Source organism: Brenneria alni, assembly GCF_003666245.1.
Classification (GTDB): Bacteria; Pseudomonadota; Gammaproteobacteria; order Enterobacterales; family Enterobacteriaceae; genus Brenneria; species Brenneria alni.
In genome coordinates this window covers 24951-38666 of the sequence record NZ_MJLZ01000009.1, presented here as the reverse complement: position 1 = coordinate 38666, position 13716 = coordinate 24951, and the positions used below count along the sequence as shown (strand labels likewise).

The 13716-nt window shown below is 52.4% G+C and carries 14 protein-coding genes; 3 read left to right on the top strand and 11 right to left on the bottom strand.

All coding sequences use genetic code 11. The features are described from left to right. Window position 1: 1 nt before the first annotated feature. From hscA to trmJ, 7 genes are all read right to left on the bottom strand, one after another. Window positions 2-1852, bottom strand: a complete 1851-nt coding sequence (gene hscA, locus BIY29_RS06115; protein ID WP_121574269.1) for a Fe-S protein assembly chaperone HscA — start codon at window positions 1850-1852, stop codon at window positions 2-4. A gap of 81 nt (window positions 1853-1933) precedes the next feature. Then, window positions 1934-2452 (bottom strand): co-chaperone HscB, encoded by a 519-nt coding sequence (gene hscB, locus BIY29_RS06110; RefSeq protein WP_121574268.1) that lies wholly within the window; start codon window positions 2450-2452, stop codon window positions 1934-1936. Between the two features lie 99 nt (window positions 2453-2551). Then, window positions 2552-2875 (bottom strand): iron-sulfur cluster assembly protein IscA, encoded by a 324-nt coding sequence (gene iscA / locus BIY29_RS06105; RefSeq protein ID WP_121574267.1) that lies wholly within the window; start codon window positions 2873-2875, stop codon window positions 2552-2554. Window positions 2876-2892: 17 nt separating this feature from the next. Continuing rightward, on the bottom strand, window positions 2893-3279 hold the full coding sequence (iscU, locus tag BIY29_RS06100; RefSeq protein WP_121574266.1) for a Fe-S cluster assembly scaffold IscU: 387 nt from the start codon (window positions 3277-3279) through the stop codon (window positions 2893-2895). Between the two features lie 24 nt (window positions 3280-3303). Further along, window positions 3304-4518, bottom strand: coding sequence for an IscS subfamily cysteine desulfurase (locus tag BIY29_RS06095; RefSeq protein ID WP_121574265.1), 1215 nt, complete (start codon window positions 4516-4518; stop codon window positions 3304-3306). 121 nt (window positions 4519-4639) lie between these two features. Beyond that, window positions 4640-5134 (bottom strand): Fe-S cluster assembly transcriptional regulator IscR, encoded by a 495-nt coding sequence (iscR, locus tag BIY29_RS06090; RefSeq protein ID WP_121574264.1) that lies wholly within the window; start codon window positions 5132-5134, stop codon window positions 4640-4642. Window positions 5135-5253: 119 nt separating this feature from the next. After that, window positions 5254-5979: a tRNA (cytosine(32)/uridine(32)-2'-O)-methyltransferase TrmJ gene (gene trmJ / locus BIY29_RS06085; protein WP_121574263.1), complete on the bottom strand. Its 726-nt coding sequence runs from the start codon at window positions 5977-5979 to the stop codon at window positions 5254-5256. Window positions 5980-6098: 119 nt separating this feature from the next. On the opposite strand from trmJ, the gene suhB reads away from it, so the two are divergent. The 3 genes from suhB to BIY29_RS06070 all read left to right on the top strand — a co-directional run bounded on the left by suhB (window position 6099) and on the right by BIY29_RS06070 (window position 9079). After that, window positions 6099-6902, top strand: a complete 804-nt coding sequence (gene suhB / locus BIY29_RS06080; protein ID WP_121574262.1) for an inositol-1-monophosphatase — start codon at window positions 6099-6101, stop codon at window positions 6900-6902. Window positions 6903-7166: 264 nt separating this feature from the next. After that, the gene (locus BIY29_RS06075; RefSeq protein ID WP_121574261.1) at window positions 7167-8282 is read left to right on the top strand and encodes a FecCD family ABC transporter permease; all 1116 of its coding nucleotides are present in this window, start codon (window positions 7167-7169) and stop codon (window positions 8280-8282) included. Then, window positions 8279-9079, top strand: coding sequence for an ABC transporter ATP-binding protein (locus BIY29_RS06070; RefSeq protein WP_121574260.1), 801 nt, complete (start codon window positions 8279-8281; stop codon window positions 9077-9079). The genes BIY29_RS06075 and BIY29_RS06070 overlap by 4 nt, the downstream gene beginning before the upstream one ends. 45 nt (window positions 9080-9124) lie before the next feature. On the opposite strand, the gene BIY29_RS06065 is transcribed toward BIY29_RS06070, so the two are convergent. The 4 genes from BIY29_RS06065 to glyA all read right to left on the bottom strand — a co-directional run bounded on the left by BIY29_RS06065 (window position 9125) and on the right by glyA (window position 13507). Beyond that, window positions 9125-10192, bottom strand: a complete 1068-nt coding sequence (locus BIY29_RS06065; RefSeq protein WP_121574259.1) for a nickel/cobalt transporter — start codon at window positions 10190-10192, stop codon at window positions 9125-9127. After that, on the bottom strand, window positions 10183-10845 hold the full coding sequence (locus BIY29_RS06060; protein ID WP_121574258.1) for a DUF1007 family protein: 663 nt from the start codon (window positions 10843-10845) through the stop codon (window positions 10183-10185). The genes BIY29_RS06065 and BIY29_RS06060 overlap by 10 nt, the downstream gene beginning before the upstream one ends. A 16-nt stretch (window positions 10846-10861) precedes the next feature. Beyond that, window positions 10862-12010, bottom strand: coding sequence for a 3-phenylpropionate MFS transporter (locus BIY29_RS06055; RefSeq protein WP_121574257.1), 1149 nt, complete (start codon window positions 12008-12010; stop codon window positions 10862-10864). Window positions 12011-12253: 243 nt separating this feature from the next. Continuing rightward, on the bottom strand, window positions 12254-13507 hold the full coding sequence (gene glyA, locus BIY29_RS06050; RefSeq protein ID WP_121574256.1) for a serine hydroxymethyltransferase: 1254 nt from the start codon (window positions 13505-13507) through the stop codon (window positions 12254-12256). Window positions 13508-13716 lie beyond the last annotated feature (209 nt).

Sequence of the window (13716 nt, the reverse complement as noted above, 5' to 3'; positions counted from 1 at the left end):
TTTACACCTCGTCCACAGAATGGCCCGCCAACGCACGACGAATAGAAGCATCCATCCGACGGGCCGCAAACCCCTGGGTTTGTTGATCTAATATTTTAATTGCCGCTTCAATCGCTGGCGCATCCGTTCCTGACATAACCTGCCGCACCTGTTCAGACGCCGTGGCGATGGCGGCTTTTTCATCATCGGTCAGCAGATCAGCATCAGATGCCAGCGCGCTTTGCAGGCTTTCCAGCACCCTGGACGCCTCAACTCTTTGCTCGGCCAACATTCGGGCGCTTACGTCCTGCTGCGCATTCAGCATGGAATCCTGAATCATGGCGGCGATTTCCGTATCATTCAGCCCGTAAGACGGTTTGACCTGAATAGAAGCTTCCACGCCGGTTGATTTTTCCATAGCCGTCACGCTCAACAAGCCGTCAGCATCTACCTGAAAGGTGACACGAATATGTGCGCCGCCGGCGAGTAATGACGGCAGTCCACGCAACGTGAAGCGGCCAAGCGAGCGGCAATCCTGCACCAGTTCCCGCTCCCCTTGCAAAACGTGGATCATCATCCCGCTCTGACCATCCTTAAATGTGGTGAAGTCCTGCGCTCGGGCAACCGGAATGGTCGTGTTACGCGGTATGATTTTCTCCACCAGCCCGCCCAGAGTTTCCAGCCCCAGCGACAGCGGAATGACATCCAGCAGCAACATTTCACTGTCCGGTTTATTACCGACCAGAATATCAGCCTGAATCGCCGCACCAACCGCCACCACTTTATCGGGATCAATGGAGGTCAGCGGCGTTCGACCAAAGAATTCACCGACCTGTTCGCGCACCAGCGGCACACGGGTGGAACCGCCGACCATCACCACTTCCTGCACCTCATACGGCGTGATACCGGCATCTTTCAAGGTACGACGACACGAAAGCAGCGTGCGTTTGACCAGTGAGGCAATCAGCATATTGAATTGGCTTCGGGTGATGTCACCTTGCCACTCCGCAATATCAACATGAGCTGATTCCGCCGAGCTTAGTGCAATCTTGGCCTGTATCGCCGCTTCCCGTAAGGCATATTGCAAATGGTGATCGTCACGCACGGTGATACCGGCCTGCTCACGCAGCCACTCCACCAGCAGATTGTCGAAATCATCCCCCCCCAGCGCCGAATCACCGCCGGTAGCCAGCACTTCGAATACGCCGCGACTCAGACGCAAAATAGAAATATCAAAGGTGCCGCCGCCCAGATCGTAAACGGCAATCACGCCTTCTTTACCGGAATCCAGTCCGTAGGCGATAGCCGCCGCCGTTGGCTCATTAAGCAAACGCAGCACATGCAACCCGGCTAAACGTGCAGCATCTTTGGTGCCTTGACGCTGGGCATCATCAAAATAGGCCGGGACGGTGATCACCACGCCATCCGGCGAGCCGCCCAACGCTTCCTGCGCCCGCTGCGCCAGAGCAGACAGAATATCCGCCGAGACCTGAACCGGATTCATAGCCCCAGCCGGCGTTTGAATTAACGGTAAACCGTTATCGCTGGCGTGATATTGATAGGGTAAATGAGGATAGCGCTGCTGAACATCAGACAGCGAGCGCCCCATCATCCGTTTTACCGAACTGATGGTATTGACAGGATCGCTGGCCGCTTTTTCACGGGCTTCCCAGCCTACCTCATGCCCTGCGGCATGATAGTGGACAACGGATGGCAGCAGATCGCGGCCTTGGTTGTCGGTCAGGGTTTGCGTCTCACCGCTACGCACGGTGGCCACCAGAGAATGTGTGGTGCCTAAATCGATGCCCACAGCGAGACGCCGCTGGTGCGGTGCCGCACTGAGGCCCGGTTCGCTAATTTGTAATAAGGCCATATTGAGCTTCCATCAATTGGCTGTCGGGAAAATTTATGCGCGGTGCGTTAATAGCACATCTTTCCCAAGCGGATTAACAGGTTATCTGTCCAGCAATTGTTCTTCGAATTGTTCAACCTGCTGCTGGAGTTTGTCTAAAAAACCCAGTTTACGCACGGTATCAGCAGCAGCAGCCCACGCTTCGCTATCCAACTCGCGGCGCATTTGCTCACTGCGGTTATCCAGCAAGGACTGCAACCGCCCGGCAAATTCAGCCAGCGCCGCTTCAGCATCGGAACGACATGCAATGGTCTCCAACTCCTCACGTAATTCAAGCTGTTCAATCAGAAAAACGGTGTCGTGTAATGTATGTTGCTCGTTACGTAAATCGAAACCGTGCAAAGATAGCATATACTCCGCACGTTTCAGCGGATGTTTCAACGCCTGGTAGGCATTATTGATCGTTGCTGCCTGCTGCAATGCCAGCATACGATCCCTTTCCGGGCTAGCTGCAAAACGATCGGGGTGAAACTGCCGTTGCAGTTCCTGAAAACGGGAAACCAGCAGACCGCCATCCACATCATAGCGAATCGGCAGCCCGAACAACGTAAAGTAATCCATAGCGCGCTCTGAGGGTTGTGGGTAATTGCTTTCATTTGCCGCTGTTTCTTCCGGCAGCCCGCCGGAAGAAACAGGGAGTGATCAATAACCTATGAGCGGTCAGACGTTAAAACTCTCGCCGCAACCGCACTCGCTTGAAACATTCGGGTTATTGAATTTAAAGCCTTCGTTCAGCCCTTCCTTGACGAAATCCAGTTCGGTGCCGTCAAGGTAGAACAGGCTTTTACCATCGATAATGACCTTGACGCCTTTGTCTTCGAATACCACGTCATCAGCGTTCACGTCATCAACAAATTCCAGCACATACGCCATACCGGAACAACCGGATGTCCGCACGCCAAGACGCAGGCCGAGGCCTTTTCCCCGGTTCGCCAGAAACGCATTTACGCGTTGCGCAGCACTGTCGCTCAAAGAAATTGACATATGACAACCTCGGCAATTTATTTGGCTTCACGTTTACTTTTATAGTCGGCAATCGCGGCCTTGATAGCATCTTCCGCCAGGATTGAGCAGTGGATTTTTACCGGCGGCAGCTCAAGCTCTTCAGCAATCTGGGTGTTTTTAATCGCTTCCGCCTCGTTAAGCGATTTACCTTTTACCCACTCAGTGACCAGTGAGCTGGAGGCAATGGCTGAACCACAACCATAAGTCTTAAAGCGGGCATCTTCGATGATGCCCTCATCATTGACTTTGATCTGCAACTTCATGACATCGCCACAGGCTGGCGCCCCCACCATGCCGCTACCGATGTTCGGATCCGTATTATCAAACGATCCTACATTGCGTGGATTTTCGTAGTGATCAATTACTTTTTCGCTGTAAGCCATAATCGTCGTCCCTTATCCTGAAAATTAATGATGCGCCCATTCGATGCTGCTGATATCTACGCCTTGTTTAAACATATCCCACAAGGGAGAAAGTTCGCGCAGGCGACCAATAGATTTACGCACCAGATCAATGGTGTAGTCGATTTCTTCTTCGGTGGTAAAACGCCCCAGCGAGAAGCGGATCGAACTATGCGCCAGCTCATCGTTCATGCCCAGCGCACGTAATACATACGAGGGTTCCAGGCTGGCTGACGTACAGGCGGAACCGGACGAAACGGCCAGATCCTTCAGCGCCATAATCAGCGATTCGCCTTCAACATAGTTGAAGCTGACGTTCAGGATGTTAGGCGCGCCCTGTTCAAGCTCGCCATTCAGATAGACTTCTTCGATATCTTTAATACCGTTCCACAGACGGTCACGCAGCGCACGCAGGCGAGCCACCTCAGCGACCATTTCCTCTCTGGCGATACGATACGCCTCGCCCATACCCACGATTTGGTGTACGGGTAAAGTACCGGAACGCATACCGCGTTCATGACCGCCACCGTGCATCTGCGCTTCGATACGAATACGGGGCTTACGACGAACATACAGTGCACCGATGCCTTTCGGCCCATAAATCTTATGGCCGGAGAAAGACATCAGATCCACTTTTAACTGGCTCAGATCGATAGGCAGTTTGCCCACGCTCTGGGTGGCGTCAACATGGAACAAAATACCGCGACTGCGGCACATTTCACCGATTGTCGCAATATCCTGCACTACGCCGATTTCATTGTTCACGTGCATGATGGAAACCAGAAGGGTGTCATCACGCATGGCGGATTCCAGCGTTTTCAGATCGATAATGCCGTTACGCTGCGGCGTCAGATACGTGACGTCAAACCCTTCACGCTCTAACTGGCGGCAGGTATCCAGCACGGCTTTATGCTCTGTTTTGCTGGTAATGATGTGTTTGCCTTTCTTCTGATAGAAGTTAGCGGCGCCTTTTATCGCCAGGTTGTCCGCTTCCGTCGCACCAGAGGTAAACACAATCTCACGGGGATCTGCACCCACTAATTCCGCAATTTGATTACGGGCGATATCGACGGCTTCTTCCGCCTGCCAACCAAAACGGTGGGAGCGGGAAGCCGGGTTGCCGAAAGTACCGTCCAGGGTTAAAAACTGCATCATTTTCTCAGCCACACGCGGATCAACCGGCGTGGTGGCGGAATAATCCAGATAAATCGGTAACTTCATTGCTCATAAACTCCATGCATCACTTCAAAATGTGCAAAGCGTCTTATTATATGGCGGACTATCCTGCCCGCATCTCTTCGGGCCGCCGCAAGCAGCGTTAAACATCTATCCCGGAAATTTTTCAGGCGCGCAAATTAACGTTAATCTTGTCTTGTATACGACCGTTGGCGGTACGACGCGTATCGGCTTCCTGACGATCGGCAACGTCCAGCACTTCTTTATTGTTAACCAACTCATCCAGAGTAATATTGTTCAGAAAGTCGGTGATCCGGTCGCTCAGATCGCGCCACAGAGTATGCGTCAGACAACGCTCGCCGCCCTGACAGCTTTCACGCCCCTGGCAGCGCGTCGCATCAACAGATTCGTCTACGGCAGAAATCACTGCGCCCACGGCAATTTCATTGGCGTGTTTACCCAGCAGATAACCGCCGCCTGGGCCACGCACGCTGGCAACCAGCCCGTTTTTACGCAAGCGCGAAAAGAGCTGTTCCAGATAAGACAGCGAAATACCCTGACGCTCCGAGATATCAGCCAGCGGAACCGGGCCTTCTTTGGAATGCAGAGCCACATCGAGCATGGCGGTAACGGCATAGCGGCCTTTAGATGTCAGTCTCATGATTGTGGTACCTGTAGATAAAACATGTATTATTGAAACATGTATTGGCGAAATGTAGTCCGAGTCTGACATTCCCGAGTGTTTTAGTCAACTATTTAACCCAGTAAACCACTCAAGTATTACTGCGTGTTATTTTTCTGAATCGAACTCAATATGCCGCGCAAAATATTCAGTTCCTGGCTCTCCGGTCGTGCCCGGGTAAACAGCCGGCGCAACTTATTCATCACCTGCCCTTGGTGTGCCTGCCGGATAAAACCCGTTTGCAGTAATGTCTGCTCAAGATGCTGATAAAAACGTTCCAGATCGTCCACCAGCGGGTAAGGCGTTTCGTCGTGCGCTTCCCTGCCGGCCTGCAAGCGATCCAAATGGGCGACGCGAACTTCATATGCCAGGATCTGTACGGCCATAGCCAGATTCAGTGAGCTATACGCCGGGTTGGCGGGGATCGCTACATGATAATGGCACTTCTGTAGTTCATCATTGGTTAGCCCAACACGTTCCCGGCCAAACACCAGGGCGACAGGCGCGTGTTCCGCTTCCTGTGCGCTGCGTACCCCGCACTCCCGCGGCTCCAGCATCGGCCAGGGTAGCGTGCGTGAACGCGCGCTGGTTCCCACCACCAGGCTGCACCCTTCGAGGGCTTGATCCAGCGTCTCAACCAGGGTGGCATTGCCAATAACATCACTGGCTCCGGCGGATAGGGCTATCGCCTGCGAATCGGGCTTTACCAGCGGGTTAACCAGATAAAGTTTACTTAACCCCATAGTTTTCATTGCCCTGGCAACCGATCCCATATTGCCGGTGTGGGACGTTTCAACCAGAACAATGCGAATATTGTGTAACATGCGGACTCTGTAATACGAGGAGGAAATCGGGATATTCTAACACAAACTTAGATATTTTCCTTTTCCCCTGCTATAATGCGCACCGCTTTCTGTTCTTTAACATTCTTGTGGACGATACCATGCATCCGATGCTCAACATCGCTATACGCGCTGCGCGTAAAGGCGGTAATTTAATTGCTAAAAATTACGAAACCCCTGACGCCGTAGAAGCCAGTCAAAAAGGCAGTAATGATTTTGTCACCAACGTTGACCGGGATGCAGAGCGTCTGATCATTGAAATCATCCGTAAGTCTTATCCGCAACATACCATCATTGGTGAAGAATGCGGCGAGCAGACCGGTGAAGATCAAGACGTACAATGGGTTATCGATCCACTGGATGGCACCACCAACTTTATCAAACGTTTGCCGCACTTCGCGGTGTCTATTGCAGTCCGCATTAAAGGCCGTACCGAAGTCGCCGTTGTTTACGATCCCATGCGCAATGAGCTGTTTACCGCCACTCGTGGTCAGGGCGCGCAGTTGAATGGTTATCGTCTGCGCAGCAGCCATGCCCGCGATTTGGACGGCACGGTACTGGCGACCGGTTTCCCGTTCAAGGCAAAACAACACGCCAAAGGTTACATCAGCATTATCGCCGCGCTGTTTAACGAATGTGCAGATTTCCGCCGCACGGGTTCCGCCGCGCTGGATCTGGCCTATGTTGCCGCTGGCCGGGTTGACGGATTCTTTGAAATTGGTCTGAAACCCTGGGATTTTGCTGGCGGTGAACTGCTGGTTCGTGAAGCGGGCGGTATCGTGACCGATTTCGTCGGCGGCCACAATTATCTTTCTTCAGGTAACCTGATTGCGGGTAATCCACGTATTGTAAAATCCATACTGGCAACCATCCGCGACGAATTAAGCGACGCATTAAAACGCTAATACACATTGCTACCGTCTATCAAGACACGTGCTGTCACGTGTCTTTAGTTATTCCAGCCTCTTGCGAGCGTCCACACAGTAATGCCATGGTTATATGATAATAGTTATTAAAATCATTTCCCTTCAATGGCAAGCAATCTCAGGATAATGGTAATATTCGAAAAAAATACGACAGATGATAACTACCGCTATTTCGTGCGTCATTTCATTACCTTGCCCGACAGCAACTTCATCTTTTTCTGGAAATCAGCCGAGTAAGCGTTTATGAGCGTAACACCAGATCCCAAGATTGCTAACGCGTCCGGCGTGGCTGAAAAACACACTTTAGGAAACAAAGTTTCCGAAAATAGCATAATGCTTCGCTATCGGCACATTGTTCGCCGTCGGATAACCGCCATCACGCTGCTGGTTGTAGCGATCCTCGGTTCTTTACTGCTGGATTTTACTATGGGCCCTTCGGGGCTGACGCTGGACGTGTTATGGCAGACCTTGACTAATCCCGCCAGCGCCGATGTAGGCACACGGGTGATCGTTTGGGAAATCCGCCTTCCGTATGCCCTGATGGCGATTATCGTCGGACTTGCACTTGGCCTGGCCGGTGCAGAGATGCAGACTATCCTGAATAACCCGTTGGCCAGTCCGTTTACGCTCGGCGTGTCATCAGCCGCCGCCTTTGGCGCCGCCCTCGCCATCGTACTGGGTATCGGTATTCCGGGCATTCCGGCGCAATGGTTCATTTCCGTTAACGCATTTTTGTTTGCGCTGTCGGCCGCCCTGTTGCTGGACGGCATCACCCGCTGGACTCAGGTTGCCACATCCGGTGTGGTGCTGTTTGGTATTGCGCTGGTGTTTACCTTCAACGCACTGGTATCCATGCTACAGTTCATTGCCAGCGAAGATACGCTGCAAGGGCTGGTTTTCTGGACTATGGGCAGTCTGGCGCGGGCATCGTGGGAAAAGCTGGCTATTCTGCTGTTTATCCTCATCGCCGTGATGCCGCTATCGCTGATGAGCGCATGGAAACTGACCGCGTTAAGGTTGGGAGAAGATCGCGCCGTTAGTTTTGGCATTAACGTCCGGCGTCTGCGGCTGGCAACCTTGTTACGCATCAGTATTCTGTCTGCTGTGTCTGTGGCCTTTGTCGGCCCCATCGGTTTTATCGGATTGGTGGCGCCACACATTGCCCGTATAATATTTGGTGAAGATCACCGTTTCTATTTGCCCGCCAGCGCATTAATCGGCGCGCTGGTGCTGTCGCTGGCCTCGGTGGCGTCGAAAAACCTGATCCCCGGCGTTATTATTCCTGTTGGGATCGTCACCTCGCTGATTGGCGTTCCTTTCTTCCTGAGCATTATTCTGCGCCATAGGGGAAATGTATGAGCCATCAGTTACCGTCAGGATTGCGCATCTCTCATTTCAATACCGGCTACCCTAAACGTCAGGTTATTCGCGATCTGTCCGTTCCCTTACTACCACGCGGGAAAATCACCGTATTGCTGGGTCCTAATGGTAGCGGTAAATCCACACTGTTGCGGGCGATGGCCGGGCTGAATCCTTCTACAGGGGAAGTGTGGCTGGACGACAGTAACCTGATGCAACTGCCGTTTGCCAGGCGGGCTGAAAAAGTGGTGTACCTGCCACAATCGTTGCCGGCTGGCGTGCATCTGCATGTGCTGGAATCGATTATTGTCGCCCAACGGGCATCAGGCGGGCTACATAACGCCGACAGCCAGGCTGAAGTAATGACGCTGCTACGTCAATTAGGAATCGAACATCTGGCATTGAGTTACCTTGATCAATTGTCCGGCGGACAAAAGCAGTTGGTCGGGCTGGCGCAGTCATTAATTCGTCAGCCTTCGTTGTTATTGCTGGATGAGCCACTCAGCGCATTGGATTTGAACTATCAGTTTCACGTTATGGATCTGGTGCGCAGGGAAACCCGCAAACGCAACATCATCACGGTGGTCGTGGTGCATGACATCAATATCGCGCTACGTCACGGCGACCATGCCTTGATGTTGCAAAACGGTAATCTGATAGCGGATGGCGCACCGGCAGAGGTGATAAGCCCGGAAAGCCTGGCGACGGTCTATGGCGTCAAAGGACGTATCGAAAAGTGCTCGCAAGGTATTCCGCAGGTCATTATTGATGGTCTGGTCACTGAATCAGGTATTTAGTCATACAGGTGCTGGCGGCAACATCTGCTGGCGTCCTTTTTTCAGCTAGCCGGAAAAAGGACGGATCCCCCCCATCATCGGCGGTTGCGTACTCAGGTACAGCACAATTCCGGTTCCAAGCAGAATAAGCCCCCCGGTCAAAGACAACAGAGACCATGCCACCGGCTGCCAGGCGGAAGGCGTACTGTTTCCGCCTAAACGAGCGGCCAAGCGGCGGCAATAAAACACCAGCATGGCCAGCATAGAGATGGTTAACGCTGTCCCCAACGCCATAACGATTGCCGAGACGATCCCCCAAAGAAATACGCCAATCACCTTAGAAAACAGCAATACCAATATCGCTCCAGAGCAGGGTCGCATTCCCATAGCGAAAACGATCATCAACCGCGTATGCCAATGGCTATCACGATTGAGTTCGTTATCGCTGGCAAAATGACGATGCCCGCATCCACAGTGGGCATCATGCTGATGATGCCCGCGATTAACGGAGTTAAAGGGGATTATTCGCCGGGCGCCCACATGATCGAGCGGCGTTAAACGCAAAATGACCACGGGTTTAGGCCGCCGGATAATACTGACATACAACCGCTTCACGGCGCGAAAACAGAGTACCGCCCCCAGACCGGCGATCAGAATAAAGCTCCCCTGCTCCATCCAGAAACTACTGTGATGCAAAGTCCGGCTGGAAAGCTGTAATAGTCCCAACACCACCGTCACCAGCAGCACGGCCATCAAGCCCTGAACCAGAGCTGCGGCAAAGGTAAGTTTAAGGCTGCTTTTTAGCTTTGACGGATGGGTTGCAAGATAGGTCATAATAATCACCTTGCCATGCCCCGGCCCAACAGCATGAAGCACGCCATAAACCAGACTGAATATCAGCAGGCTAAATCCCGCCTGATGCGGCTGGGCTTCTACCATCTGTAGCAATTGCGACATCTGCTGGTGCAACGACTTTTGCCAGACCGCACTTTGCAGCAGGATTTGCGGCCAATAGGCCATCACCCGTTGTAATGCCACGGCCAGCAGCAGTAGAAACAGCCATAACGGCCACAAACCAGCCAATCGGCTGAAAGATGATTTTTGACGCAGGATAGCACTCACCTTCAATGACATCGCAACGTCACTCGTTGAGCAAACTGTTTCCCTAGTTCCATATCTTCATCCGGCGAATCATTTTTATCCAGAAGCAGCGCATATGACTGTAAATCCGAGTTAGGTTCAGGCGTCACCAGCGTTGTTTTACAACGAGAGGCTAACGAGGGAGCCAGCCTGATAGCGTTATCATTCGCGTAAGACATATCAACGTAATAGCTGGGGTCATAAGTAGAAATCAGCAAGGGTTTTCCTGCCATTGGCTGTGGATTCGCCAGCGGCAAAACAAACTCCAGCACAGCCTGATTGCCCTGACGGGAGAGATGATACTCGGTCGGCATCGGCGCATATTTCACAGTCTGGTTATCCCGGTAAATATCGGTGAAATAGTGTTGCCCCAGCACATTTGCCATCACTTCCGCCGCCAGTTTTTTCCATATTTCGGAATCTTTTTCCGCCTTGCCAGCATCGTAAAGCAGGTCGGCTGAAGTAATCGCATCCATAGTCCACTGCATCCGCAAACCGGTAATCTGTTCGTTCTGGCTTTCAATGGTCGTTTGCATATCAATAAAACTATGCGGGTGGGCAAAAACAGGCTGACTGCCAACCGCAAAACCTGCTATCAGCAGGGGTATTCGCCTGCACCAGTAGATTAACACGTTATAATATAACATATTCTCCTCATGCATTTCAGATCGTGCGCTGGCTGGCTGAAGGGCGGACAAAGAGTGCCGGAACAGCCAGCATTGCCATCACCCAAAAGGTTCCGCTCTGTAAATGCTCGAACAGGAAACCGGAAACCATGGTCATCAGCGCAATGCTACCGCCCATTGCCAGCGCTGAATAAACTGCCTGTAAACGTAATACGTCACCACCGGTACGCGCCGCAATAAAGCGCATAGCCGCCAGATGACACACCGTGAAAGTCCCGCAGTGCAATATCTGCATTACAATCAGCCACGGCAGCGCCACCGTTGCCCCCATCAGCCCCCAGCGCACGACACCGCACACGGCGGAGAGTAATAACAAACCTCTGACGCTCCAGCGCCGGAACAAACGCTGGCTAAAGGTAAAAATGACAATTTCCGCCACTACGCCCAACGACCAGAGATAGCCAATAATCGACGCGGAGTAGCCAGCATCCTGCCAGTAAATAACGCTGAAACCATAGTAAGCCGCGTGAGCCCCCTGCAATAAAGAAACACAAAGCAAGAAACGCCACACCGGGGATTCCCGCAACAGCTTGTTCCAGGGTGTCACTACCGCAGATTGCACTGAAGATGCGGCAGCTTCCGGCATCACGTTGGGCCGTAATAACATGCACAGAAACATCGCTATCAACCCGGCGCTCAGGGTCGCCAGAATCGCCGTATGCCCCCAAACCGCCATCAGCTCGCCAGTAACGGCAGAACCGATGACAAAAGCAATCGATCCCCAGACCCGCACTTTGCCATAATCCATGACAATCTGTCGTTGCCAGGTTGCGGCCAGCGCATCAGTCAGAGGAACCAGAGGCGCAAAAAACAGGTTAAAACCAATTATCACCAACATGAGCCACAGCCAGGCATTACCTAGCCAGAAGCCAACAGATAGCCCCAGCGTCAGCAGGCCCAATATTCGTAAAGCCACAATCAGTTTCGACGGATCCTTAACACTGGGCGTAATCACCAGAGTGCCAATGAAACGAGCAACCAGGCCAGCCCCCAATAACAACCCGATGGACTCGGCAGACAGCCCCTCGCCCTTTAGCCAACCGCCCCAAAATGGCAGAAAAATGCCATAACAAAAAAAGTAAGTGAAATAACTCAGCGCCAACCAACGCGTTGATTGCAATACCATGACTCCTCCCGTTTGGTTGGCTACTCTGTCAGAGTGCAAACATTGGTGCAATGCGTTTTTCAACGTTATATGGAGATGGCCCGAAGGGCGACGGGCAGGGATAACCGCCATAAAAAAACGTCAGGAACGTTTTTCAACGCCGCTTGCGGCGGCCCGAAGGGTGGCCATAAAAAACGCCAGCACAAGGCTGGCGTCTTAATATATGCCCCAATAGAAGAAACTATCAGGGCAAATCGCGGTGGATTAGGCGTAAACCGGGAAACGGGCGCAGATATCCAGCACTTTCTGCTTGGTACGCTCGATGACAGCTTCGTCGTTGATGTTATCCAGCACATCGCAGATCCAACCAGCCAGTTCACGGACTTCAGCTTCTTTAAAGCCACGGCGGGTTGCCGCTGGCGTACCGATACGCACACCGGAAGTCACAAACGGGCTTTTGGGATCGTTCGGCACACTGTTTTTGTTAACGGTGATATTGGCGCGGCCCAACGCGGCATCAGCGTCTTTACCGGTGATATCTTTGCTGACCAGATCCAGCAGGAACAGATGGTTACTGGTACCGCCGGAAACGACGTCATAACCACGGGACAGGAACACCTCAACCATCGCTTTGGCGTTTTTCGCTACCTGCTGTTGATAAACCTTGAACTCTGGCTCCATCGCTTCTTTCAGCGCCACGGCTTTACCGGCGATAACGTGCATCAACGGGCCACCCTGTCCACCGGGGAATACCGCTGAATTCAGTTTTTTATACAGATCTTCGTCGCCGCCTTTCGCCAGAATCAGACCGCCACGTGGGCCAGCCAGCGTTTTGTGGGTCGTCGTAGTCACGATATGCGCGTGCGGAATCGGTGACGGGTAGACGTCTGCCGCAACCAGACCGGCAACGTGCGCCATATCCACAAACAGATAAGCACCGATGCTATCAGCGATTTCGCGCATTTTTGCCCAGTCAACAATACCTGAATAGGCAGAGAAGCCACCAACGATCATTTTGGGTTTATGGGTGCGGGCCAGTTCAGCCATTTCCTGATAATCGATCTTGCCGCTTTCATCGATACCGTAGGGGATGACGTTGTAAAGTTTACCGGACAGATTTACCGGCGAGCCGTGGGTCAGATGACCGCCGTGCGCCAGGTTCATCCCCAGAATGGTATCGCCCGGCTGTAACAACGCGGTATAGACAGCAAAGTTAGCTTGAGAACCCGAGTGAGGCTGCACGTTGGCATAATCCGCGCCAAACAGCGACTTGGCGCGGTCGATCGCCAGTTGTTCAACCACATCAACATACTCACAGCCGCCGTAATAACGTTTACCCGGATAGCCTTCAGCATATTTGTTGGTTAGCTGAGAACCCTGCGCCTGCATAACACGTGGGCTGGTATAGTTTTCTGACGCAATCAGTTCAATGTGCTCTTCCTGACGCACCACTTCTTGCTGCATTGCTTGCCACAGGTCGGCATCATAATCGGCAATGTTCATTTCACGCTTTAACATCCGCATCTCCTGACTCAGCTAACTTAAATAAACTGGAAAACAATCACCCTTTTGGGTAGTGGCCTATAGTGTAAACCGTTTCTCCCTGATGAAGATAGGCCTCGAGAGAGGTTTTTACGCAAACGATTAGCTCCAGTCAGCACAAGGCCTGACAAGATTTATCCCTGCTGATGGGAAACGGAATTTTCTTCATTTCCAACCTGTTTTTT